Here is a 20,279-nt window from a genome sequence, read left to right on the forward strand (position 1 = left end):
CTTGCAACTCCAAACAAAAATACTATTAGAAAAAAGGTCTGAGAATGTTATAGACTATCATTCTAATATCGTTTTGTTTGGCTCCTGTTTTTCTGAAAATATCGCCGCACAGTTAAACTATTTTAAGTTTAAACATTTTCAGAATCCGTTTGGTATTTTATTCCATCCGTTGGCCATAGAAAATGTAATTTCACGCGCCATACGTCATGAACATTATACAGATACCGATGTGTTTTTCTATAACGAACAATGGCATTGTTTTGATGCACATTCTAGGTTAAGTGATTTAACAAAAGAAGCCTTAGTTAAGCATTTAAACACACAGCTAAAGGTGACTAAGCAACACTTGGCAAAGGCAACCCACATTGTTATTACGTTGGGTACAGCTTGGGTGTATAAACACGTTGCATCTCAAAAGGCAGTAGCCAATTGCCATAAAGTGCCTCAAGCACATTTTGAAAAAACACTTTTGTCTGTTGCAGACATCGTGGAAGCGCTAAAAAATATATCTCGTTTAATAAGAGACGAGAATAAAGATGCGACCATATTGCTTACGGTGTCTCCTGTTAGACATTTGAAAGATGGCTTTGTGGAAAACACACAAAGTAAAGCCCATCTTATGACGGCTGTTCATCAGTTCTTAGCGTATCATAATCAAGACAATGCATGCAAAGCGAATTATTTTCCATCTTATGAGATTATGCTTGATGAATTGAGAGACTATCGTTTTTATCAAGAAGATATGGTGCATCCATCTGCATTAGCCATCAATTATATATGGAATCACTTTAAAGATGTCTGGATATCAGAGGCATCTTATAAAACAATGAGTCTTGTTGATACCATTCAGAAAGGATTAAGGCATAAACCGTTTCATCCATCTTCAGAATCACATCAAAAATTTTTGAATAATCTTGAAGAAAAAATAGATAAAATTCAGAGACAATATGAACATATTCGTTTTTAAAACCTATATTTTTTAGTCAAAATTTAGACACGTTAGAGGTTTAAGTTTTTCTGAGCGTAGTCTTTAGCTTTTAATCTTTTTTATAAAACATTTCATCGATGAAATAATGGTAATTATATGAATAAAGTTATTTTAGTTTTTGCTATTAATCAGTTCATATTAAAAAGCATTTGTTGACATTCTCAGATAAATGAGAAACAACAGGTGCTTTTTTTGTATAAAGATTTCTTAACAAAGATTTAAACTTTTTAATCTAGAATAGCTGTAATTTTGGGGTGTTAGTTTAAATTTTATTAAATACATTGGTTAGTCTTCTTATGTCGAAGGAAACTGATGTTTTTTTGTTTTTTAGCTATAGCTTCTTTACTTAAAAATAATTCCTAAATTAGTACATGCGAAAAATTTTATTTGGTGTTTTTATAACTTTGGTTGTGCTGTTTTCTTTTAAGTATTGTGATGAGAAAAAGGAAAAAGCAACCCAGCTTCAGCAAAGTTCAGAGCTCATTTTAGAACAAATTAACAACGTAGGTAAACTCGTTGTAACCGAAGGGCATTTTAGTGAGGTTTTTAACTATAAAAATTCCAAAGAAATCTTAAGTGATTATTTTACTTCCGAAAAGAAAGCATTGGTAGTGGTTAATGCTGATGTAACCATTGCCTACGATTTAAACAAAATTGAGTTTCGTGTTGATGAACAAGCTAAAACACTTCATGTTTTAAGGCTGCCTGAAGCAGAAGTAAAGATTAGTCCCGATTTTGAATATTATGATGTTCAGGCCGATTTTCTAAATCCTTTTGAGGCTAAAGATTATAACAATATTAAGGCTATTGTTAAAGCATCACTCCATAAAAAAATTGAAGCATCCAACTTAAAGCAAAATGCAAAAAACAGATTGGTCAGTGAATTAGCTAAATTCTATATACTCACTAATTCATTGGGCTGGACACTTCAGTATCACGATACATCGTTGAATAGTATGGATGATTTGCAGCAATTAAATCCCTAGTTTTTTATATAAACTATGCCAACCACCACCATTAATAGCTTCTATTTGGTTAGCTTTTAAAATAGAGGCAGCACTGGCAGATCGCATCCCACTGGCACAACAGGTAATAACAGGTTTATTTAGTTTTTTTATCGATGCTATTTTTGATTGAATGGTTTGCAAAGGCATATTTTTAGAACCAGGAATAGCGCCTTGTTGATATTCGCCTGGTGTACGCACATCAATGATGATGGCTCCTTGAGCATTTAACGTTTTTATTTTATCATTTTTTTTACCAAATAGTGAATCTAACAATCCCATAACTTTATTTTTCTTGCAAATTAAGTTATTATATCGTTATCTCTTTGTAACATGGGTTACCAAAGGATGTGCGCCCATTTTTTTTATGTATATTCATGGTTTAAAAAAGTAAAGCTATGGAACCTTATGTGACTATGACGGTTGAAAACAACGTAGGATATATTGAGTTTTATCATCCTAATAGAAATTCAATGCCTAGTGATATCTTGTCAAGCTTAGAAACTTGTATTACGGAAGCAGGAACGAATAACGCGGTTAAAGTTATTGTTTTAAAGAGTGGTGGCGATAGAACCTTTTGTGCAGGAGCCAGTTTTAATGAGTTGATATCTATAGAAGATGCTATGGCCGGCAAGTTATTCTTTTCGGGATTTGCTAAAGTGATCAATGCCATGCGTACCTGCCCCAAAATTATTATTGGTAGAATACAAGGAAAAGCAGTTGGTGGTGGTGTAGGTTTGGCAGCTGCAACAGATTATTGTTTGGCCAATCAATATGCTTCTATTAAGTTGAGTGAGCTTAGTATAGGTATAGGGCCCTTTGTGATAGAACCGGCGGTGTCAAGAAAAATTGGTGTTGCAGCTATGTCTCAAATGACCATAGATGCCGAAACATTTTTTTCAGCTAGTTTTGCTAGAGAAAAAGGGTTGTTTGCTGAGGTTTTTGAAACAACGAATGCTTTAGATGAAGCCGTGAAAGCCCTTGCTGAAAAGTTAGCAGGGTATAATCCTGAAGCTTTAAAAGAAATGAAAACCGTTTTTTGGAAAAATACGGAACATTGGGATAGTTTGCTTACAGAACGTGCCGAAATTAGTGGAACCTTGGTGTTAAGCAAGTTTACTAAAAAGACCTTGAAGCGTTTCCGATAATTAGTTTTTTAACAATTTTTGACGAATAATAAGCAGGCCGTCATCAATTAATTTACCAACTTCAGGACGCTGTTGTTTTACATGATTTAAATGATGCATAATGTTTGAGCAAAGTTGTTGGTTTTCATGCTGAAAGGCTAATTCGTAAAGTTCAATAGCTAAGAGCCAATCTTTATGATGCGATGCCTGAAGTTCTTTTAAAATCTTAGTGACAGATACATCAGGTTTTTTTTTTGTTCTATAATCACGCACTTTTTGATATAATGCCTCCAATGCTAAGCGCTCGTTTGATTTTTTTATGTGAATGGTTGATGACGAAGGTGTGTGTGTAATAAGATTAAAACTGTTTAAATCGGCAGGACCAGAAAAAGCAGATACTACTTCTTTACCAACAGCCATGTCATAAATCCCCCAATCAGGATGATATAAAACGGTGTCATGATATTTTACCGTACAGTTTTTAAAGCTAATGAGAATAATTTTACCCTGTAGGTTGCGTTTACCCGTAATAATTTCTCCAGAAATGGTTATACCGCCTTCAAATTCTAAAGCTACTGTTTTGCCTTCAAATATATCATAAGCAGCCAAATCCCTGGGACTCATGTCTTCTATAGCCAAATTAATACCTTTTAACTTCCCAATTGGAAAACCAAAACCTTCAGGGTGTGTTTTACAACCATGACCTACAAGTTCTTTTTCTCTATAGGCCAGCGCTGTTTTTCCTGTGGTTTGAACATATATGGGCCTACCTTCAAAAGGAATAACATGTGTGAAGATGCCAGAAATTTGTATGCCCGTACTCAGCTCAACAGAGCCTAAAGCTTTTGATGTAATTAATTGATTTATTCCTGAAAGTCCGCCTTTTCTTAAAGCCATAGTGTTAGCAAATTCTTCTAAAATAAGACTGAGATGAGCAAAATTAGGCGTAACAAAAAGCTGTGGTTGTGGCTTTGTAATGTCAAAATCCTTATACGCTGCCTGAATATTATAGGGAAGTTTTTTTACCTCATTTGTCATGCAATAAGCACTTTCTCCTATAGAAGACAAAAGTCCGGCACCATAAATTTTAGGACCTTCAACAGAACCAATTAAACCATATTCAACCGTCCACCAATGTAAGTTTCGAATTCTTGCCATTTCGCTGGGTTCTCCCATGTTATCCTGAAGGGTTTTAACCTTAGCTTCAGCAACTGTAATAGCCTCTGGGGAGGTATTTGCAGCTTCCTTAATTATAGATAGATGCCTTACCGCCTCATAAAGTTGGTAATCTTTAGCTGATGAAATGGCTTTGCATCCAATTTCACCAAAACGTCTTAAATATTCTGCATATTCAGGATTGGCAATAATGGGCGCATGACCAGCTCCTTCATGAATAATATCGGGAGCTGGTGTGTATTCAATATGTTCAAGTTGCCTGATGTCGCTGGCAATCACTAAAACATTATAAGCTTGAAATTCCATAAAGGCGTTGGGAGGAATAAATCCGTCAACAGCTACTGCGGCCCAACCAATATCTTTTAGAATTCTATTCATACCATACATGTTAGGAATAGCATCAATGGAAATGCCTGTTTGCTTTAAACCTTCTAAATAAGATTCATGTGCAACCTTGCTTAAAAAATTAACATTTTTTCGCATCACATAGCGCCAAACCGCTTGATCTATGGCAGAATAATGAGCATAGTTCTGAGGTTTTATATATTGCTTTAAGTGTTTGGGTAATCGCTTTAAAATGTCATTTGATTCAAAATGATTTTCCATGATTAAGTCTATAAAGTACTCTAGTAAAAATACAAAATATCAGAGAGTTTCTTTAGATTAAGAATTTGTGGTTTAAGGGCTGTTTTAAAAAGTTATTCTATATATTTATAACAAAAGCACAATATGTACACGAAACGAATTTTTCCTATAAGTGTCGTTTTAAAATGGACGCGTCGGCATATTCTTTTATTTCTTTTTCTAGGAGCTATTCCTGTGATTTTGTATGATGTCTTACAGTTAAAATGGTTACATGCGCCTTGGTTACCACTCGGTGTTTTAGGTACTGCCGTAGCCTTCATTATTGGATTCAAGAACAATGCTTCTTATGATAGACTCTGGGAGGCAAGGAAAATTTGGGGAGGCATAGTTAATGCTTCTCGTTCTTGGACCATTATGGTTAAAGATTTTATAACCAATGACCATACATTTTCTAATTTGAGTGATGAGGATTTGCAAAGTATAAAAAAAGAGCTTGTACATAGGCATGTTGCTTGGTTAACAGCACTTAGATATCAGCTAAGAGCTGAAAGACCATGGGAAATGCATATAAAGCAACAACGCTCAAATATGGAGTTTCGAGACTCCAAGTATCAGGTCTTAGAAGAAAGTGTCCCTCTAGAAAATGCTATAAAGCCTTATTTAGACACTTCAGATTTTAGAGAGGTTTTTGCAAAAGGAAATAAGGCATCTCAAATATTGGGTATTCAGTCAAGGAGGCTAAAAGACTTAATGGAAGCAGGATTGATTGAAGATTTTAGGCATATGGAAATGATGAATATGCTGGTAGAATTTTATGATTTACAAGGAAAGAGTGAGCGGATTAAGAATTTTCCTTACCCCAGACAATTTGCAACACTCAATTATATTTTTGTATGGGTATTTATTCTATTCTTGCCTTATGGTATGATGCAGGAATTTGATGCATTTGGTACCACAATATTTGAGTTGTTAAATCAACATGAACACCAAGTCTCTTGGATTCATAGAGGGCAAGAGTTTATGGCCAAACATTTTGTTTGGTTTACAGTACCATTTAGTGCTTTAATATCATGGGTTTTTCATACCATGGAAATTATTGGAGAAAATACCGAAAATCCTTTTGAAGGAGGCCCCAATGATGTACCTATTACAGATTTAAGCAGAGGTATTGAGATAGATATTAGGCAATTAATAGATGATACCAATATACCCAAGCCCTACACTTGGCAGAATGATATTATTATGTAAATCTTATTTTTTTAATTGGGGCGGATATTTTTCCATAATTTTTGAAACAAACTCTTTTATAAGGGCATCTTTCTTTTCCATATTTCTGGTTAGGTACCCGGTACCCATACCTTGCCATACCAATTCTTTCTTCTTAGCATCAAGCAGGTCTATAAATAACTGGCCTTCAGTGCTTGTTGAAACGCTAGGCTGATTCCAGCCCCACCCCCAACCAGGGCCATAAAAACCACCATAAGGTCCCCAGCCGCCCCAGCCCCAGGCACCATAACCCCAGGCGTTATTGTAAACATCAACACGTTGACTTGATTTTGTAAAAATACTCACCAATAAATCGGGGTTTTCAGATTTTGTAAACCCTTTACTTAAAAGCTCAGCTTCAATGGCTCTTAAAATTCGACGTTTATCTAAGTCACTAATTTCAGCGCGGTCTATACCTGTTTTAAAAAAGGCAAACGTTCTGTAGTCTTCAAAATTGGCTTGGGTATCATAATCTGCAGTAACGCGAATAGAACTACAAGACATAACAAGCAGTGTTAAAAGCAAAAAAGCAACAGGTTTTAGTGAATTTTTCATAGGGATAGTTATTTTGATTTTCAAATAATAGGTTTAAATCAAATTTAATATAGATGATTTTAAGTGCAATTTTTCTTTTAAAATCTGCAATAATCGTACCAAATTACAGTGGTAAACCCTAAGCATATACTACTTATTAATGCTGTTTGTTTTTTTATTGTAACCATACGGACAATGTCTGCATCCACTTTCACAGCAATAGCCACGTTTTAAATGATATTTTTCTGTAAAACAGCGGTAACCTTCAGGTGTTAAATAATAATCGCCTTCTTCAATTGGAATAATCTTTTTCATGAACACAAAGATAAATCAATTTTAAACAAACTTTGATGGTGAGCAGCGGTAAAGAAAGATTACAATGCCCTATTTTGGCGTTTTTAAAGTATCTTCGCACTTGTGATATGTAATACAAATAATAGCATAAACCAAGAAGTAAACTTACCTTTTCAAGGGGTTGAGTTATTTGTGAAAAGAGAGGATGACATACATCCTTTTGTTTCTGGCAATAAATACAGAAAGCTCAAATACAACATACAAGAAGCGTTGCATAAAAAGTATACAACGTTGCTTACGTTTGGTGGCGCCTATTCCAATCATATTGCAGCTGTAGCTTCGGCAGGAAAAATGTCTGGATTAAACACAATAGGTATTATAAGAGGCGATGAGTTGGAAAAACAAATTCCTAATAATGCTACACTACAATTTGCTCAAAATCAAGGTATGCAATTTAAGTTTGTTTCCCGAACCGATTATAGAGATAAAACATCACAGGCATTTATAGATAATTTGGTTAAGGAGTTTGGCGCATTTTATCTGGTTCCTGAAGGAGGCACAAACCCCTTAGCTGTTAAGGGTTGTGAAGAAATTTTGAATGGAGATGATTCTCATTTTGATTATATCTGTTCTGCCGTAGGAACAGGTGGTACTATTTCAGGAATAATCAACAGTGCTTTTAGTCATCAGAAAGTTTTGGGTTTTCCAGCTTTAAAAGGTGATTTTCTAAAAGAAGATATTATTAAATTTGCAACAAAATCTAATTGGGAGCTGATTTCAGAGTACCATTTTGGAGGTTATGCCAAAATAAATGAGGAATTAATCACGTTTATTAATAGCTTTAAATCAAAGACAGGCATTCCGCTAGATCCTATTTATACTGGAAAAATGATGTTTGGTATTGTAGATTTAATAAAAACAGGCTATTTTCCAAAGGGATCAAAAATTTTAGCCATTCACACAGGAGGATTACAAGGTATTACTGGGATGAATGTAGCATTGAAAAGAAAAAAACTACCGTTAATAGAAATAGATTAATGAAAAAAATTGTATTTATTTTTTGCTTGGGTTTACTTATGGTGAACTGTAAGTCAAAGAAAAGCATCGTTACAAAAAAGTCAAATCAAACTAGTATTTCCGTTGAAAAACCTCAAGAGGTTATTGAAGAAGATAAAGAAAAAGATGTTATTGAGGTAACGCCTAAAGTATATGCCAGCAGTACAGAGCACTACATTGATTTGCATAAAAACACAGCCCAACAAGAAATGAAATTGTACGGTATTCCTGCAAGTATCACTCTGGCTCAGGGGATTTTAGAATCGGGTTCAGGTAAAGGAAGGTTATCTGTTGAAGCCAATAATCATTTCGGTATAAAATGCCATGGTTGGACTGGAGCAAAGATTTACCACGATGATGATGAAGATCAGGAATGCTTTAGAAAGTATAAAGATGCCAAGTATTCGTTTAGAGATCATTCGTTGTTTTTAACAGAGCGAAAGCGTTATGAAAAGCTTTTTCAATTAAGAAAAGATGATTACAAAGGTTGGGCAAAAGGATTAAAATCGGCAGGGTATGCTACAGATAGAAAATATCCAGCCAAGCTTATTAGTTTAATCGAGCGTTATAAATTGTATGAATATGATAAGGCTGTTTTGGGGAAATCCTATAAATCACAACAAGTTTCAGATACAAGTGATAAAATGGTTTACACAGTCTCAAAAGGAGATACCTTATATTCTATTTCAAGGCGGTATAATATAACCGTAAAAGAACTTCAAAAATTAAATGGGTTACATGATACCAACCTCAGTATTGGTCAGGTGTTAATAGTACAACCTTAAAATTAAAATAATTTATTTATGATATATAAAAGAAGCAGTGCCTTATTTGCAGAGGCAGAAAAGGTAATTCCTGGAGGGGTTAATTCTCCTGTGAGGGCATTTAAAGGAGTAGGTGGAACACCCATATTTGTAAAAGAGGCTAAAGGGGCGTATTTATATGATGAAGATGATAATCGATTGATAGATTATATTAATTCTTGGGGGCCCATGATTTTGGGGCATGCTTTTGAACCTGTAGTAAATGCTGTGATTGAGAAAGCAAGAAAAGGCACGTCTTTTGGAATGCCCACCGAAATTGAAACAGAAATAGCCGAGTTAGCAGTTGCTATGGTGCCCAATATTGATAAAATACGTTTTGTAAATTCAGGTACCGAAGCTTGTATGAGTGCTGTACGTTTGGCACGTGGTTTTACAGGTAAAGATAAAATCATAAAATTTGCTGGATGTTATCATGGGCATTCAGATTCCTTTTTAATTCAAGCAGGAAGCGGCGCTAGTACGTTTGGAGTACCCAATAGCCCTGGCGTTACCCAAGGCACCGCAAAAGACACATTATTAGCTAGATATAATGATGCAGAGCATGTGGCAGCACTAATTGAAGCCAATAAGGATGAAATAGCTTGTATTATTATAGAACCAGTGGCAGGAAATATGGGGTGTGTACCTCCAAAAGAAGGATTTTTACAAACATTAAGAGATTTATGTACTTCAAACGACATTTTGCTCATTTTTGATGAGGTAATGACAGGGTTTCGCCTAGCAAAAGGAGGTGCTCAAGCGCGTTTTGGTATTGCAGCAGATATTGTTTGCTTCGGAAAAGTTATTGGTGGAGGCCTACCTGTTGGTGCTTTTGCGGCTAGAAATGAGATTATGAATCATTTGGCTCCACTAGGTCCTGTATATCAAGCTGGAACTTTAAGTGGAAATCCTTTAGCCATGGCAGCGGGCTTGGCTATGTTAACATCATTAAATAATGATGATGAGGTGTTCAACCGATTAGAGGAGAAAACAAAATATTTGCATACGGGTATTGCTAAGGTATTAACGGAAAATAATGTTACACATACCATAAATAGAGTAGGATCTATGATTTCTGTACATTTTGATGCTGCTGAAGTGGTAGATTTTGAGTCTGCTGCAAAGGGAAATAATGATACATTTAAAGCATTCTTTCATGGCCTTTTAAATGAGGGTATATATATTGCGCCAAGTGCTTTTGAAACGTGGTTTATAACAGATGCTTTAACCTATGAAGATCTTGATGTCACCAGTAAGGCGGTAGACAAAGTCTCTAAAAGTTTATAAAAAAGAAAAACGCATTTCATAATTAAGAAATGCGTTTTTTTAACAACAAACTAACTATAATCAATAAAAACTAATTATTCTTTATGGGCATGTCGCTTTTGCATGCCGTTCTTTTTATCTTGCATTTTCATAGCCATTCTTTTTTGTGCCTTCTCCCATTTTTCATACTGCTCTTTATCAAGAATTTTTTTCATTTTGGCTTTAACAGCAATCCTATGATCTAGCATAGCATGCATTCTAGCTACTTTTTCTTCTTGTGTTGGTTTTTGTAAGAGCCCGCTTTCTTTTTTAGCCTTATGCTCAGCCATTATGGCTTTTCGTTTCGTGGCATTCTCTAAATTTATTTTTTGAATTTCAGTCTGTTGTGAAGCTGTTAAATCCAACATAAGAGTCATTTTTTTGGTTTGAAGAGTTGCCATGTCTTCAGCAGACATATTCATCATCGTTTGACGACCTTCTTTGTGTCTTTGCCCTTGTTTTTTTGGTGCCTGAGCTACTGCTTGTAAGCTAATAAAAGCTGCAACTAATACTAAAATTTTTCTCATTGCCTAACTATTTTAAATTAATTTACTTTTAAGACTAGGCAAATAATAAAAGGTTTAATAGATCTATTAATTTAACGAGCTATTAACATTTTATAGTCATGAAAAGAAGCGTAAAAGCAGGGTGGCCTGTGTGATTAAAACCACTATAATCACCGTAAGTCTGTTTTTAAATGTTTATTTAAAAACAGACTAATGAACTTTCAGATAAGATAGATGCGAAAAGGGTTGGCCATTTTCTGAAAGACCTTCAATTCTTATGGCATAATTGCTTTTTAAATCGCTGGTAAAAAAAGATATGTTGCCTTGCGGGCGGTTAGTATTCAATACTATTTTGGGCTCCCAATGAAGGGTGGTTCTAATATCTTGTCTGGTAGCCTCATCAAAGCCATTTATATGATCGGGGGCGTAAAATTCTCTAGCACTATAAAAGCCTTTAGCAGTAAAATCAATAATACCAGGTTTTCTTTTAATATGGATGTTTTGAGAAAAATTTCCCGTTCTTGTATAAACGGCAATAACACCATTACCGGCATTGCTAAATGTAACCGCATCGGCTCCTTTTAACACGTCAATAAAATCAACATCATTTCCTGTCATATATAGAATATCAGCCATTTCGGCTGGAATACCATCCACCACAATTTTTGGGGAGCCTTGTCTTCTAATTGAGATAGAGTCATTGTAGGCCGTTACTCCAGGAAGCATGTTAAGTAAGTCTAATATGGAAAGGTTTCTCAGATTTTCCATTTCAGCCATGTCTATTCTATTACTCGGATAGCCATAATTGGTGCGCTCGTTTAACTCAAGATTTCTTTTTTCTTTTTCATCTTGTCTTCTTGCTGTTATTACCACTTCATCAAGGCGTGTGGCTTCGCGTAAGAAAATGGAATCTAAAGCTGCCATTTTCCTAGCTTGATGCATAAAATTAGTAATTCTTGAAGTGTCTTTTAAAAAAGGTTTGAAGAGATCATTTCTAGAAACTCTAGGACTGCTATTTAGCGCATCTTCAAGAATAATGGAAACAAATCTATTTTTTCTGTCTTCGTCAGACTTGAAATCTTTGACTCTAGCTTCAATCAAGGTAGGTACAGAATCAGAGAATACAAAAGGCCCATATTTAAATAAGCCAGTAGAATCAGCTTGTTGCTTGTCTTGATATGGTGGTTTGGTCATAAAAGTGAGCCTTGTGGCAGCAGATATTTGTTGTTTTTTTCCTCTTAATTCTTTTGTTCTACCAGAAATAAAAATCCCTTTTTCAGGACTAAATGTGTCTTTATAAGCGTTATTTGAATACAGTAAATCGGTCCATTTAAAACGTCTCCATCCATGAGATAGCATTACTAAATCAAGTGTGTAACGTCTTCTAGGATCGTTTGCTTTTTCAAAAAAGTAGCCTGGGTTTTCAATGGTTCCTCTTAAATCAGAATTTAATAATAGGTAGGTTTTTATGTTTCCGTTTTTTGTGCTTTGCCCAATAGCATCTATATCAGTAATAGACATTGATAAATTGCCAAAAATAGGTAAGCTGTCCTTGTTTTTTAAATTAATAGCTAGTTTAACTTTATCTCGGGTTTTTGGATTGGCTTTACTCAGTTTTAGGTTAACAGCAATATCATTATTCGGATTGTCAATAAAGACTAATCGTTCACAAATAGGCTTACTATTACTATCAAAAAGGGTAAAATTAGTTACACCATCAGATAATAATTCGGTGCTCAGTTTTACGGTGTACATTTTACTGTCTTGTGTTTCTAGTTTTTCATAAATCAATTCTCCTCGTTGATGGCCTACTAAAAAGGTGTTTTTAAGACTCATATTTGAACTAGAAGATACTTTTATAACAATTTGATGACCAAAATTTGAAACGCTTAATTGGTAGCCACGTGGTAGAGCCTGTGGTAAGGGGTATTTTACCTCTTGGTTATCTATATATATGCTGGCGTAATAGGATATATTGGGTGCTGGGGTATAGGTGATTAATCCAAGTCCGTAATCATGTGTTGTAAAGCTAGCCACGGTGTTATGATTACTGTCTTTAATCTCTCCAGTAATGGCAATATTTCTGCCTTTAGGATCCTTTACTTTTACGGCCATTTTTGAAAACAATTCTTCAATTAAGTTGCCGCCTTCAGGATAAAAACTAAGTTCAGGTTTTGTTTTTAAACCTGCGTTTGGTTTATTGGATTCTACAGGAGTACTAAGTGAAGCTGTTGCTTGTTGTTCTTTATTGATATTCCAAATAGGTAATTCTTTCAGAAAAAAGTCGGCAGAACCGTTATTTCTCATATAACTTGTATAGGCTCTAAGTAGATAATTTCCGGCTTTTAATTCTTTATCAATTTTAAAATCGCCAGCCACGCTTACGTCATTCGTATACAAGCGTCTTTTTGATACGATACTATCCTGTTCATTAATGAGTTCAACATATATAACACGACTTTTTGATGACCTTGTATGCGTAACTCCGTTAACTAAATAAGCTGTAAACCATATATCATCACCTAGAGCATAATAGGGCTTATCTGTTTGTACGTATATTTTTTCAGGAAACTGATTGGTATAGTTGTCAAGTTTTTCAAAAACAAGCTCTCTAAAACGTGTTTGCAACGAAAATGAAAGTAGAAAAAAAGCGAGTAAGCCAAGGATTAAATTTTTTGTCATACCAAAAAAAAGTTGTTATACTAATTAATAAATATATAGACTTATTATAAGGTAAACCAATAAAAGTAATAATTAACGATGTTTTATCTATGGATACTATTTAAATTGGTTTTAGGACTAGGTAAATGGTAAAAGGTTTAAAAGAATGTGTTATTTAAGTAATAGTTATGGTTTGTTTAGCTAAAACGCGACGCTAAGTTTAGTGTTGTTTGTGTTTAGTGAAATGGCCTAGCTTGAGTCACCAAAAGAAATTTTAAAAGAAGATTAGTTCATTTGTGAATAGAACAATTCTTAAAAATTTAACAAAGCGATATTTAAACTCTTAAGGAAAGATTAATTTTATGAAAATGGCTGTTAAACATTTCTAAATTACTTCTTTAAACAGAAATATTTGGGTCTATTTGCAGAGTAATTTGTTTAGAACATGTAATTAGGTTTTAAAGTTTTTATACTTTAAAAGGTTATAGTTATAAGTTTATAAATTAAGTTTAGTTTGTTAGTTTGTTTAAAAGCCAGTAAAGGAGTTTACTGGCTTTTGTGTTTACCAGGTTTTTATGAAATTAAGGACTTGTGCAACGGCAAGCATTATTAGGTAACATATTTTATTAAGTTCCTCTGTATTTTTTTATCTCGCTTTCATTTCCTGTTCTATTACCGTACTTAGTTATTGGCAACAGTTTTTACCATCTGCAAACAAAAAAAGGATTCACCGTAAAGTAAATCCTTTTAATTTATTTATGTGACACTGAGGAAACACTTCGACTGCGCTCAGTGAGACAGTTGTTTGTATGAGTGGTTTTTAAGAAATCAATTCTACAACTAAATCCTCATCCGTTTTAATCACATTAGCTAACTTGTGCTTAGTTAGTGCTTTAATGCCTTTATCCCAGGCTTTGTTGCTTAACCCGCTTTCCGATTTTAGTACATTTAAAGGAAGGCTTTTCTTTGCTTTTAAAACTTCGAAAATCGCTTTTTCGTTATCGCTTAATGCTACTGTCTTTTTCTCTGGTCGCATTTGCGGGAAGAACAACACCTCTTGAATAGATTGATTGTTAGTTAAAAACATGATTAATCGGTCCATCCCTATGCCCATTCCAGATGTTGGCGGCATACCGTATTCTAAGGCTCTTAAAAAATCATGATCTATAAATTCTGTTGCTTCGTCATCGCCTTTTGCAGCCAGTTTTAATTGGTGCTCAAAACGCTCTCTTTGATCAATAGGATCATTAAGCTCAGAATAGGCATTGGCTATTTCTTTACCACAAACCATTAATTCAAAGCGCTCCGTTAATTCAGGATTGTCTCTATGTTCTTTACAAAGCGGACTCATTTCTTTAGGATAGTCTGTAATGTAAGTAGGCTGTATGTAGTTGCCTTCACATTTTTCACCAAAAATTTCATCAATCAACTTACCTTTACCCATGGTATCATCCACTTCAATACCTAAATCTTTGGCAGCTTGTCTTATTTCACCTTCCGTTTTACCAGTAATATCAAAACCAGTAAATTGCTTTATAGAATCCGCCATGGTAACTCTGGCATACGGTGCTTTAAAGTCTATCTCATGCTTGCCAAAGGTCACTTTAGTAGAGCCATTTACAGCCATAGCACAGTACTCTAATAAGCGCTCACAAAAATCCATCATCCAGTTGTAGTCTTTGTAAGCTACATAAATTTCCATAGCTGTAAATTCTGGGTTATGCGTTCTGTCCATACCTTCATTTCTAAAGTTTTTTGAGAACTCATAAACACCATCAAAACCGCCAACAATTAATCGTTTTAAATAAAGTTCGTTAGCAATTCGCATGTATAGCGGCACATCTAAAGCGTTGTGATGTGTTATAAACGGACGGGCAGCAGCACCTCCTGGGATAGGCTGTAAAACAGGTGTTTCAACTTCAAAGTATCCAGCCTCATTGAAAAACTGACGCATGGCATTAAAGAGTTTTGTACGCTTTACAAATACTTCCTTTACTTGTGGGTTTACAACCAAATCAGCATAACGTTGTCTGTAACGTTGCTCAGGGTCGGTAAAGGCATCATAAACCACTCCATCTTTTTCTTTTGGCAAGGGTAACGGTTTTAGCGCCTTGCTTAACAGTTTGAAGTTTTTAACTTTTACGGTTTTTTCACCCACCTTGGTAGTGAATAATTCACCTTCAATGCCAACAAAGTCTCCAAAGTCAATGAGTTTTTTAAAAACGTCATTATATAAGGTTTTGTCTTCGTCAGGACACATTTCGTCACGGTTAAAGTATACCTGAATTTTGCCTTCGGCATCTTGCAATTGAGCAAAACTCGCTTTGCCTTGTACCTTAATCATCATTAAACGCCCAGCAATAGTTACCTGTTTGCCTTCTTCAAATAGCGTTTTTACCTGCTTTGAGGTGTGGTTTACAGGGTATAAGTCAGCTGGATATGGATTAATGCCCAACGCACGTAATTTTCCTAATTTTTCTCTTCTTACAAGCTCTTGCTCAGATAATTGTGACATAACTCTTTGTGTGGTATGAAATTTTAAAGGCACAAAGATAAACATTTGATTCCCTTTTTTCTATCAATGAATTACGATTTTTTTTACTCATTTTTGGGCGTTACCACAAGGGTCGGGCTATGCGTTTCAATCGCTTTAATCGTGCCTCACAAAGCGGATTTTCACTGCTATCCCTAACGCAATTTGTAACAAAGCTTAAACTTTAGCGTCCAATACGTAATCATCAATTAAAAAGAATCATATCATGAGTTTTTGGAGAGTTTTACTAGCTATAATATGTCCGCCATTAGCGGTAATTGGCAAGGGGTGCGGCTCTATCTTTATTGTTTTTTTATTGTGGCTTTGTGGTTGGGTGCCTGGTGTTATAGCGGCTTTGATTATCCTTAATAATCCGAATAATTAAAATCGATAAATATTGTATTTTTGCAGCCTATGAATAAGCAAATAGAACTGCAAGATTTAGGACATAAAGATTACCAAGAGACCTGGGATTACCAAGAGCAATTGTTTAAAGGTATTGTTGATGCTAAGATTAAAAATAGGAGAGATGACACAGATGATAATACCTCCAATTATTTTTTATTTGTTGAGCATCCTCATGTTTATACTTTAGGTAAAAGTGGTGATTTGTCAAATTTATTGCTCAATGAGAGGCAATTAACTGAAAAAGGCGCTACCTTTTATAAAATAAATAGAGGAGGAGATATCACCTATCATGGCCCTGGACAAATTGTAGGCTATCCTATTTTAGATCTTGAAAATTTTTTTACTGATATTCATAAATACCTTCGGTTTTTAGAGGAAATGATTATTCTAACACTGGCCGAGTACGGTTTAAAGGCAGAACGTAGTCCTGGTGAAACAGGCGTTTGGCTAGATGTAGGAACACCATTTGCTAGAAAGATTTGTGCAATGGGGGTGCGCGCCAGCCGATGGGTAACCATGCATGGTTTTGCGCTCAATGTTAATGCAGATTTGGGTTATTTTGATCATATCATTCCGTGCGGAATTCGAGGTAAAGCCGTAACGTCATTACATGTAGAGTTAGGAAAAGCTACTGTTAATGAGGCAGATGTTAAAGGTAAACTTCTAAAGCATTTTACTAACCTGTTTAATGCTGAGTTTGTAAAATCGTAATAATAAATACAGCGCTTTTATCTTTGTCCTAATTTTGAAGCCAAAACGCTAATAATTAAAATCTGCATAGCATGGTACAACATGATAGGTAGTAGAATTAATCCAATAGGAAATGTAGGAGGAAATAAAATGGCTGAAAAAACGGTGCCGTGCACTAATGATTTTTTGGTACCACAAAATTGGGCAGTGATCCTATCTTCAATGCTAAAACTCAAAGCTTTTGATGCATATCCTATAATATGATACACAGCAAAAAAGAGTAATAGAATAAAAAGGCCAATCAGTAGAAGGTCAGCAATGCTAATATCCTCAAAAATACGATCTTCAAAAGACCTTGAAAAGCTTTTGTAAATAATTAAAAGAATTACCGATTTGTCAAAGAGCGTTAGTTGCCTGTGGTAGGTATTGGCGAGTTTTTGACCAAATCGTTGTAAAGCCATGCCTAAAATCACAGGAAGAAGGATTTCAATAATAAGTTTAATGTAAATCTCACCTAAATTAAAATCACCTGATGATTGCGGAATAAAAAGATCTAGCCATAAAGGGGTAATAGCAATACCAATTAAGCCAGAAATACTGGCATTAAATATAGCTGCAGGAATATTCCCTTTAGCAATAGATACCATTACAACAGACGAAGAAACCGTTGAGGGTAAGGCGGCTAAAAACAAAAAGGCTAACCATAAATTAATCCCTTCTTCTGACATTATAAAGGGTTTAAAAAGAAGAACCAGCAATGGGAAAAGTAAAAATGTAGCGGTTTGCACTAATACATGCAATTTCCAGTTTTTAAGTCCGTCCTTTATTTTATTCGGACTCAGTTTAAGGCCGTAAAAAAAGAAAATAAGAGATACCCCAATAGAACCTATAGTATCTAAAGGAACGCTACTAGAAGTACTTCCCCATTGAGGAAAAAAATACGAAAGTATGATAGTGCCAATTATGGCTAGAACAAACCGATCAATTTTCATTTGTATATACCCTTTTTAGTAATAATACTAACAATCAAATTATTAGCTAACAGTTTCATTAAAACTTTTCAGGTACAAATGTTTGGTAATTCATAGGAGGGCGCACATAACCTTCATAATCTGGTAATTCGGGTAATTCTATAGGTTTGATGTCAATTTTCTCATAGGGAATTTGACTTAAAACATGGCTAATGCAATTTAACCGTGCTTTTTTCTTGTTGTCTGAATTTACCACATACCAAGGCACCTGTTTTGTGTCTGTATGAGCAAACATATTGTCCTTTGCTTTTGAGTATTCTAACCACCTAGAGCGCGACTCTAAATCCATGGGGCTAAATTTCCAGCGTTTTAAAGGATTGTTTATACGGTTTTTAAACCGTCTTTCTTGTTCTTCATCACTTACCGAAAACCAATATTTTAGAACAATAATACCCGATCTTACTAGCATACGTTCAAATTCTGGACAGGATCTTAAGAACTCATCATATTCATCTTCGGTACAAAATCCCATTACTTTTTCAACACCAGCTCTGTTGTACCAACTTCTATCAAAAAGTACAATTTCTCCTGCGGCAGGGAGGTATTGAACATAACGTTGAAAATACCATTGTGTTTTTTCTCTTTCTGTTGGAACACCCAAAGCAACTACTTTACAAATTCTTGGATTTAAAGGTTCAGTAAAGCGTTTTATAGTGCCACCTTTACCAGACGCATCGCGTCCTTCAAAAAGGATAACTACTTTTAGCCCTTGTTTTTTTACCCATTGCTGAAGGTGTACAAGTTCTACATGGAGTTCTTTCAATGCGGTATCATAGTCTTTATTTGATATTCCTTTACTCATTCTTTAGATTTTGGTTGCTTACTGTATAAATATATAAAATTGATAATAGAGTTACAGTCTAATTCTAAAAAGGTATTTCACTTATAGTTACATAGACACATTATTGATATTTATTTAGTCAGGCTATTAAGCTAGTCAAGTTTGATTTTAGGAACTTATAAAAAACTTGACATTGGAGTTTTTAATATGAAGACTGTTTTGGAAACTGTTAATTTAGAGGCACAACTAAACTATTTAACCGTGATTAAGATATACACTATTTTAGCTATTTTTTCAATTACCATTACTTTTTCGCAAGATTGGTCTGGAATTCCAGTTCCTGCCGATCCAGGAGTAGGTAAAGCCTGGGTTTTACAAGATAATGTGTCAGACGATTTTAATTATTCTGCACCAGCCTCAGATAAAGGAAGTACATTCTTATTAAAATGGGATGATTGGTATCATAATGGCTGGTCTGGGCCAGGCCTGACTACTTGGGCAAGAAATCATTCTTTGGTAGAAGGCGGAGAGTTAAAATTGATTGCCTCGAGATATCAAACAAATAGAGTAAATGCAGGAGTCATTCATTCTAGAAACACTGTAGTTTATCCTGTTTATATTGAAATTAGAGCAAAAATTATGAATTCGGTTTTGGCTAATGGCGGTTGGATGTTAAGTCCCGATGATACGCAAGAAATTGATTTTATGGAAGGTTATGGAGCCACATTATGCGGAAATTGCCCCTCTGGTAGTCAAGATCAAACTTGGTATGCACAACGAATGCATATGAGTCATCATGTGTTTGTGAGAGACCCTTTTCAAGATTGGCAACCAAGTGAGTATAATGATGTAGGTAGTAATCCTGTAGATGTAATTCAGCCCACCTGGATTACTCGAGATGATGGTTCAGGCATGATTAACTGGAAGGATGATTTTCACAGATACGGAGTGTATTGGAAGGATCCAACCCATTTGTATTATTACATTGATGGCAATTTAGTAACCTATAGAGAAGGTATGGATGAAATTGATCCGTTATACTTTACAAATACTGTTAATCCTGGTGATAGTAATAATGATACCCGAACAGGGTTAAGCAAGGCTATGGATATTCTTTTTAGCGTAGAAGATCAGGATTGGAGATCAAATAATGAGGTTACTCCAACGGACACGGAATTATCTAATACTAATAATCACACCCTAAGAGTCGATTGGATTCGAGCTTATAAGCCTGAAAGTACGGCCTCAGTTGATGAATGGTTTACAAGTAATTTACAAGTTAATCCAAATCCTTTTGATGATTATATAGAACTAAAAGCTGATGTTCTATTGAAAGCAGCGCATATGTATACCTTGAGTGGCGGTAAAGTTCTGGTGAAAGAAAAGATAAATAAACGTTTAGATACTATATCTACAGCCTCATTGAGCTCGGGTATATATGTGTTAAAAGTAGAAAGTGATTCTGGTTTATGGAGCCATAAAAAAGTTGTTAAGAAATAAATATTTAGCAAATAATAAAGACGCTTACCTA

General features: G+C 34.9%; 19 protein-coding genes. 10 read left to right on the top strand and 9 right to left on the bottom strand.

Annotation, left to right across the window (positions count from 1 at the left end; translation table 11 throughout):
• Nucleotide 1 precedes the first annotated feature (1 nt).
• The gene (locus FGF67_RS13910) at nucleotides 2-967 is read left to right on the top strand and encodes a GSCFA domain-containing protein (protein ID WP_139698367.1); all 966 of its coding nucleotides are present in this window, start codon (nucleotides 2-4) and stop codon (nucleotides 965-967) included.
• Between the two features lie 392 nt (nucleotides 968-1,359).
• A complete protein-coding gene (locus FGF67_RS13915) occupies nucleotides 1,360-1,974 on the top strand; it encodes a DUF4230 domain-containing protein (RefSeq protein ID WP_139698368.1) in 615 nt (204 codons plus the stop codon).
• Here FGF67_RS13915 and FGF67_RS13920 read toward each other — a convergent pair.
• A complete protein-coding gene (locus FGF67_RS13920; protein ID WP_139698369.1) occupies nucleotides 1,963-2,274 on the bottom strand; it encodes a rhodanese-like domain-containing protein in 312 nt (103 codons plus the stop codon). The two genes, FGF67_RS13915 and FGF67_RS13920, sit on opposite strands and share 12 nt — an antisense overlap.
• Nucleotides 2,275-2,390: 116 nt before the next feature.
• On the opposite strand from FGF67_RS13920, the gene FGF67_RS13925 reads away from it, so the two are divergent.
• Nucleotides 2,391-3,140 (top strand): enoyl-CoA hydratase/isomerase family protein, encoded by a 750-nt coding sequence (locus tag FGF67_RS13925; protein WP_139698370.1) that lies wholly within the window; start codon nucleotides 2,391-2,393, stop codon nucleotides 3,138-3,140.
• Here FGF67_RS13925 and FGF67_RS13930 read toward each other — a convergent pair whose 3' ends face one another.
• Complete coding sequence (locus tag FGF67_RS13930) at nucleotides 3,141-4,901, bottom strand: aromatic amino acid hydroxylase (protein ID WP_139698371.1); 1,761 nt, start codon at nucleotides 4,899-4,901, stop codon at nucleotides 3,141-3,143.
• A 123-nt stretch (nucleotides 4,902-5,024) separates the two neighbouring features.
• Between FGF67_RS13930 and FGF67_RS13935 the strand changes: the two genes are divergently transcribed.
• Nucleotides 5,025-6,128 carry a bestrophin family protein gene (locus tag FGF67_RS13935; RefSeq protein WP_139698372.1) on the top strand — a complete coding sequence of 368 codons (1,104 nt, stop codon included), beginning with the start codon at nucleotides 5,025-5,027 and terminating at the stop codon, nucleotides 6,126-6,128.
• Nucleotides 6,129-6,131: 3 nt separating this feature from the next.
• Here FGF67_RS13935 and FGF67_RS13940 read toward each other — a convergent pair whose 3' ends face one another.
• Together FGF67_RS13940 and FGF67_RS17270 are read right to left on the bottom strand one after the other, a co-directional pair.
• On the bottom strand, nucleotides 6,132-6,701 hold the full coding sequence (locus FGF67_RS13940; RefSeq protein WP_139698373.1) for a DUF4136 domain-containing protein: 570 nt from the start codon (nucleotides 6,699-6,701) through the stop codon (nucleotides 6,132-6,134).
• A gap of 129 nt (nucleotides 6,702-6,830) precedes the next feature.
• Complete coding sequence (locus FGF67_RS17270) at nucleotides 6,831-6,995, bottom strand: DUF5522 domain-containing protein (RefSeq protein WP_158293222.1); 165 nt, start codon at nucleotides 6,993-6,995, stop codon at nucleotides 6,831-6,833.
• A 102-nt stretch (nucleotides 6,996-7,097) separates the two neighbouring features.
• On the opposite strand from FGF67_RS17270, the gene FGF67_RS13945 reads away from it, so the two are divergent.
• From FGF67_RS13945 to hemL, 3 genes are read left to right on the top strand one after another with little or no spacing between them, the layout of a single operon-like run.
• Nucleotides 7,098-8,012, top strand: a complete 915-nt coding sequence (locus FGF67_RS13945) for a 1-aminocyclopropane-1-carboxylate deaminase/D-cysteine desulfhydrase (protein ID WP_394344305.1) — start codon at nucleotides 7,098-7,100, stop codon at nucleotides 8,010-8,012.
• Entirely contained in the window at nucleotides 8,012-8,815 is an 804-nt protein-coding gene (locus tag FGF67_RS13950; RefSeq protein ID WP_139698374.1) for a glucosaminidase domain-containing protein, read from the top strand. The genes FGF67_RS13945 and FGF67_RS13950 overlap by 1 nt, the downstream gene beginning before the upstream one ends.
• A gap of 18 nt (nucleotides 8,816-8,833) precedes the next feature.
• A complete protein-coding gene (hemL, locus tag FGF67_RS13955; protein ID WP_139698375.1) occupies nucleotides 8,834-10,120 on the top strand; it encodes a glutamate-1-semialdehyde 2,1-aminomutase in 1,287 nt (428 codons plus the stop codon).
• A 74-nt stretch (nucleotides 10,121-10,194) separates the two neighbouring features.
• On the opposite strand, the gene FGF67_RS13960 is transcribed toward hemL, so the two are convergent.
• The 3 genes from FGF67_RS13960 to lysS all read right to left on the bottom strand — a co-directional run bounded on the left by FGF67_RS13960 (nucleotide 10,195) and on the right by lysS (nucleotide 15,820).
• Nucleotides 10,195-10,665: a hypothetical protein gene (locus FGF67_RS13960; RefSeq protein ID WP_139698376.1), complete on the bottom strand. Its 471-nt coding sequence runs from the start codon at nucleotides 10,663-10,665 to the stop codon at nucleotides 10,195-10,197.
• Nucleotides 10,666-10,854: 189 nt separating this feature from the next.
• Nucleotides 10,855-13,326 (bottom strand): TonB-dependent receptor plug domain-containing protein, encoded by a 2,472-nt coding sequence (locus FGF67_RS13965; protein ID WP_139698377.1) that lies wholly within the window; start codon nucleotides 13,324-13,326, stop codon nucleotides 10,855-10,857.
• 799 nt (nucleotides 13,327-14,125) lie between these two features.
• A complete protein-coding gene (lysS, locus tag FGF67_RS13970; RefSeq protein ID WP_139698378.1) occupies nucleotides 14,126-15,820 on the bottom strand; it encodes a lysine--tRNA ligase in 1,695 nt (564 codons plus the stop codon).
• 244 nt (nucleotides 15,821-16,064) lie between these two features.
• Here lysS and FGF67_RS13975 point away from each other — a divergent pair, with 244 nt between their 5' ends.
• Nucleotides 16,065-16,223 (top strand): YqaE/Pmp3 family membrane protein, encoded by a 159-nt coding sequence (locus tag FGF67_RS13975; RefSeq protein ID WP_139698379.1) that lies wholly within the window; start codon nucleotides 16,065-16,067, stop codon nucleotides 16,221-16,223.
• Between the two features lie 29 nt (nucleotides 16,224-16,252).
• Nucleotides 16,253-16,957: a lipoyl(octanoyl) transferase LipB gene (lipB, locus tag FGF67_RS13980; protein ID WP_139698380.1), complete on the top strand. Its 705-nt coding sequence runs from the start codon at nucleotides 16,253-16,255 to the stop codon at nucleotides 16,955-16,957.
• A gap of 17 nt (nucleotides 16,958-16,974) precedes the next feature.
• Here lipB and FGF67_RS13985 read toward each other — a convergent pair whose 3' ends face one another.
• Nucleotides 16,975-17,928: a bile acid:sodium symporter family protein gene (locus FGF67_RS13985; RefSeq protein WP_199240691.1), complete on the bottom strand. Its 954-nt coding sequence runs from the start codon at nucleotides 17,926-17,928 to the stop codon at nucleotides 16,975-16,977.
• A gap of 58 nt (nucleotides 17,929-17,986) precedes the next feature.
• Nucleotides 17,987-18,769 carry a polyphosphate kinase 2 gene (ppk2, locus tag FGF67_RS13990; RefSeq protein WP_139698382.1) on the bottom strand — a complete coding sequence of 261 codons (783 nt, stop codon included), beginning with the start codon at nucleotides 18,767-18,769 and terminating at the stop codon, nucleotides 17,987-17,989.
• A gap of 186 nt (nucleotides 18,770-18,955) precedes the next feature.
• Between ppk2 and FGF67_RS13995 the strand changes: the two genes are divergently transcribed.
• On the top strand, nucleotides 18,956-20,248 hold the full coding sequence (locus tag FGF67_RS13995; protein ID WP_139698383.1) for a T9SS type A sorting domain-containing protein: 1,293 nt from the start codon (nucleotides 18,956-18,958) through the stop codon (nucleotides 20,246-20,248).
• Nucleotides 20,249-20,279: the final 31 nt, after the last annotated feature.

The organism is Allotamlana fucoidanivorans (genome assembly GCF_006265225.1).
In the GTDB taxonomy this organism is placed as follows: domain Bacteria; phylum Bacteroidota; class Bacteroidia; order Flavobacteriales; family Flavobacteriaceae; genus Allotamlana; species Allotamlana fucoidanivorans.

Coding starts and splice junctions, on each gene's coding strand:
- FGF67_RS13915 (WP_139698368.1), top strand. CDS start 1,360: ATGCGAAAAATTTTATTTGGTGTTTTTATAACTTTGGTTGTGCTGTTT.
- FGF67_RS13920 (WP_139698369.1), bottom strand. CDS start 2,274: ATGGGATTGTTAGATTCACTATTTGGTAAAAAAAATGATAAAATAAAA.
- FGF67_RS13925 (WP_139698370.1), top strand. CDS start 2,391: ATGGAACCTTATGTGACTATGACGGTTGAAAACAACGTAGGATATATT.
- FGF67_RS13930 (WP_139698371.1), bottom strand. CDS start 4,901: ATGGAAAATCATTTTGAATCAAATGACATTTTAAAGCGATTACCCAAA.
- FGF67_RS13935 (WP_139698372.1), top strand. CDS start 5,025: ATGTACACGAAACGAATTTTTCCTATAAGTGTCGTTTTAAAATGGACG.
- FGF67_RS13940 (WP_139698373.1), bottom strand. CDS start 6,701: ATGAAAAATTCACTAAAACCTGTTGCTTTTTTGCTTTTAACACTGCTT.
- FGF67_RS17270 (WP_158293222.1), bottom strand. CDS start 6,995: ATGAAAAAGATTATTCCAATTGAAGAAGGCGATTATTATTTAACACCT.
- FGF67_RS13950 (WP_139698374.1), top strand. CDS start 8,012: ATGAAAAAAATTGTATTTATTTTTTGCTTGGGTTTACTTATGGTGAAC.
- hemL (WP_139698375.1), top strand. CDS start 8,834: ATGATATATAAAAGAAGCAGTGCCTTATTTGCAGAGGCAGAAAAGGTA.
- FGF67_RS13960 (WP_139698376.1), bottom strand. CDS start 10,665: ATGAGAAAAATTTTAGTATTAGTTGCAGCTTTTATTAGCTTACAAGCA.
- FGF67_RS13965 (WP_139698377.1), bottom strand. CDS start 13,326: ATGACAAAAAATTTAATCCTTGGCTTACTCGCTTTTTTTCTACTTTCA.
- lysS (WP_139698378.1), bottom strand. CDS start 15,820: ATGTCACAATTATCTGAGCAAGAGCTTGTAAGAAGAGAAAAATTAGGA.
- FGF67_RS13975 (WP_139698379.1), top strand. CDS start 16,065: ATGAGTTTTTGGAGAGTTTTACTAGCTATAATATGTCCGCCATTAGCG.
- lipB (WP_139698380.1), top strand. CDS start 16,253: ATGAATAAGCAAATAGAACTGCAAGATTTAGGACATAAAGATTACCAA.
- FGF67_RS13985 (WP_199240691.1), bottom strand. CDS start 17,928: ATGAAAATTGATCGGTTTGTTCTAGCCATAATTGGCACTATCATACTT.
- ppk2 (WP_139698382.1), bottom strand. CDS start 18,769: ATGAGTAAAGGAATATCAAATAAAGACTATGATACCGCATTGAAAGAA.
- FGF67_RS13995 (WP_139698383.1), top strand. CDS start 18,956: ATGAAGACTGTTTTGGAAACTGTTAATTTAGAGGCACAACTAAACTAT.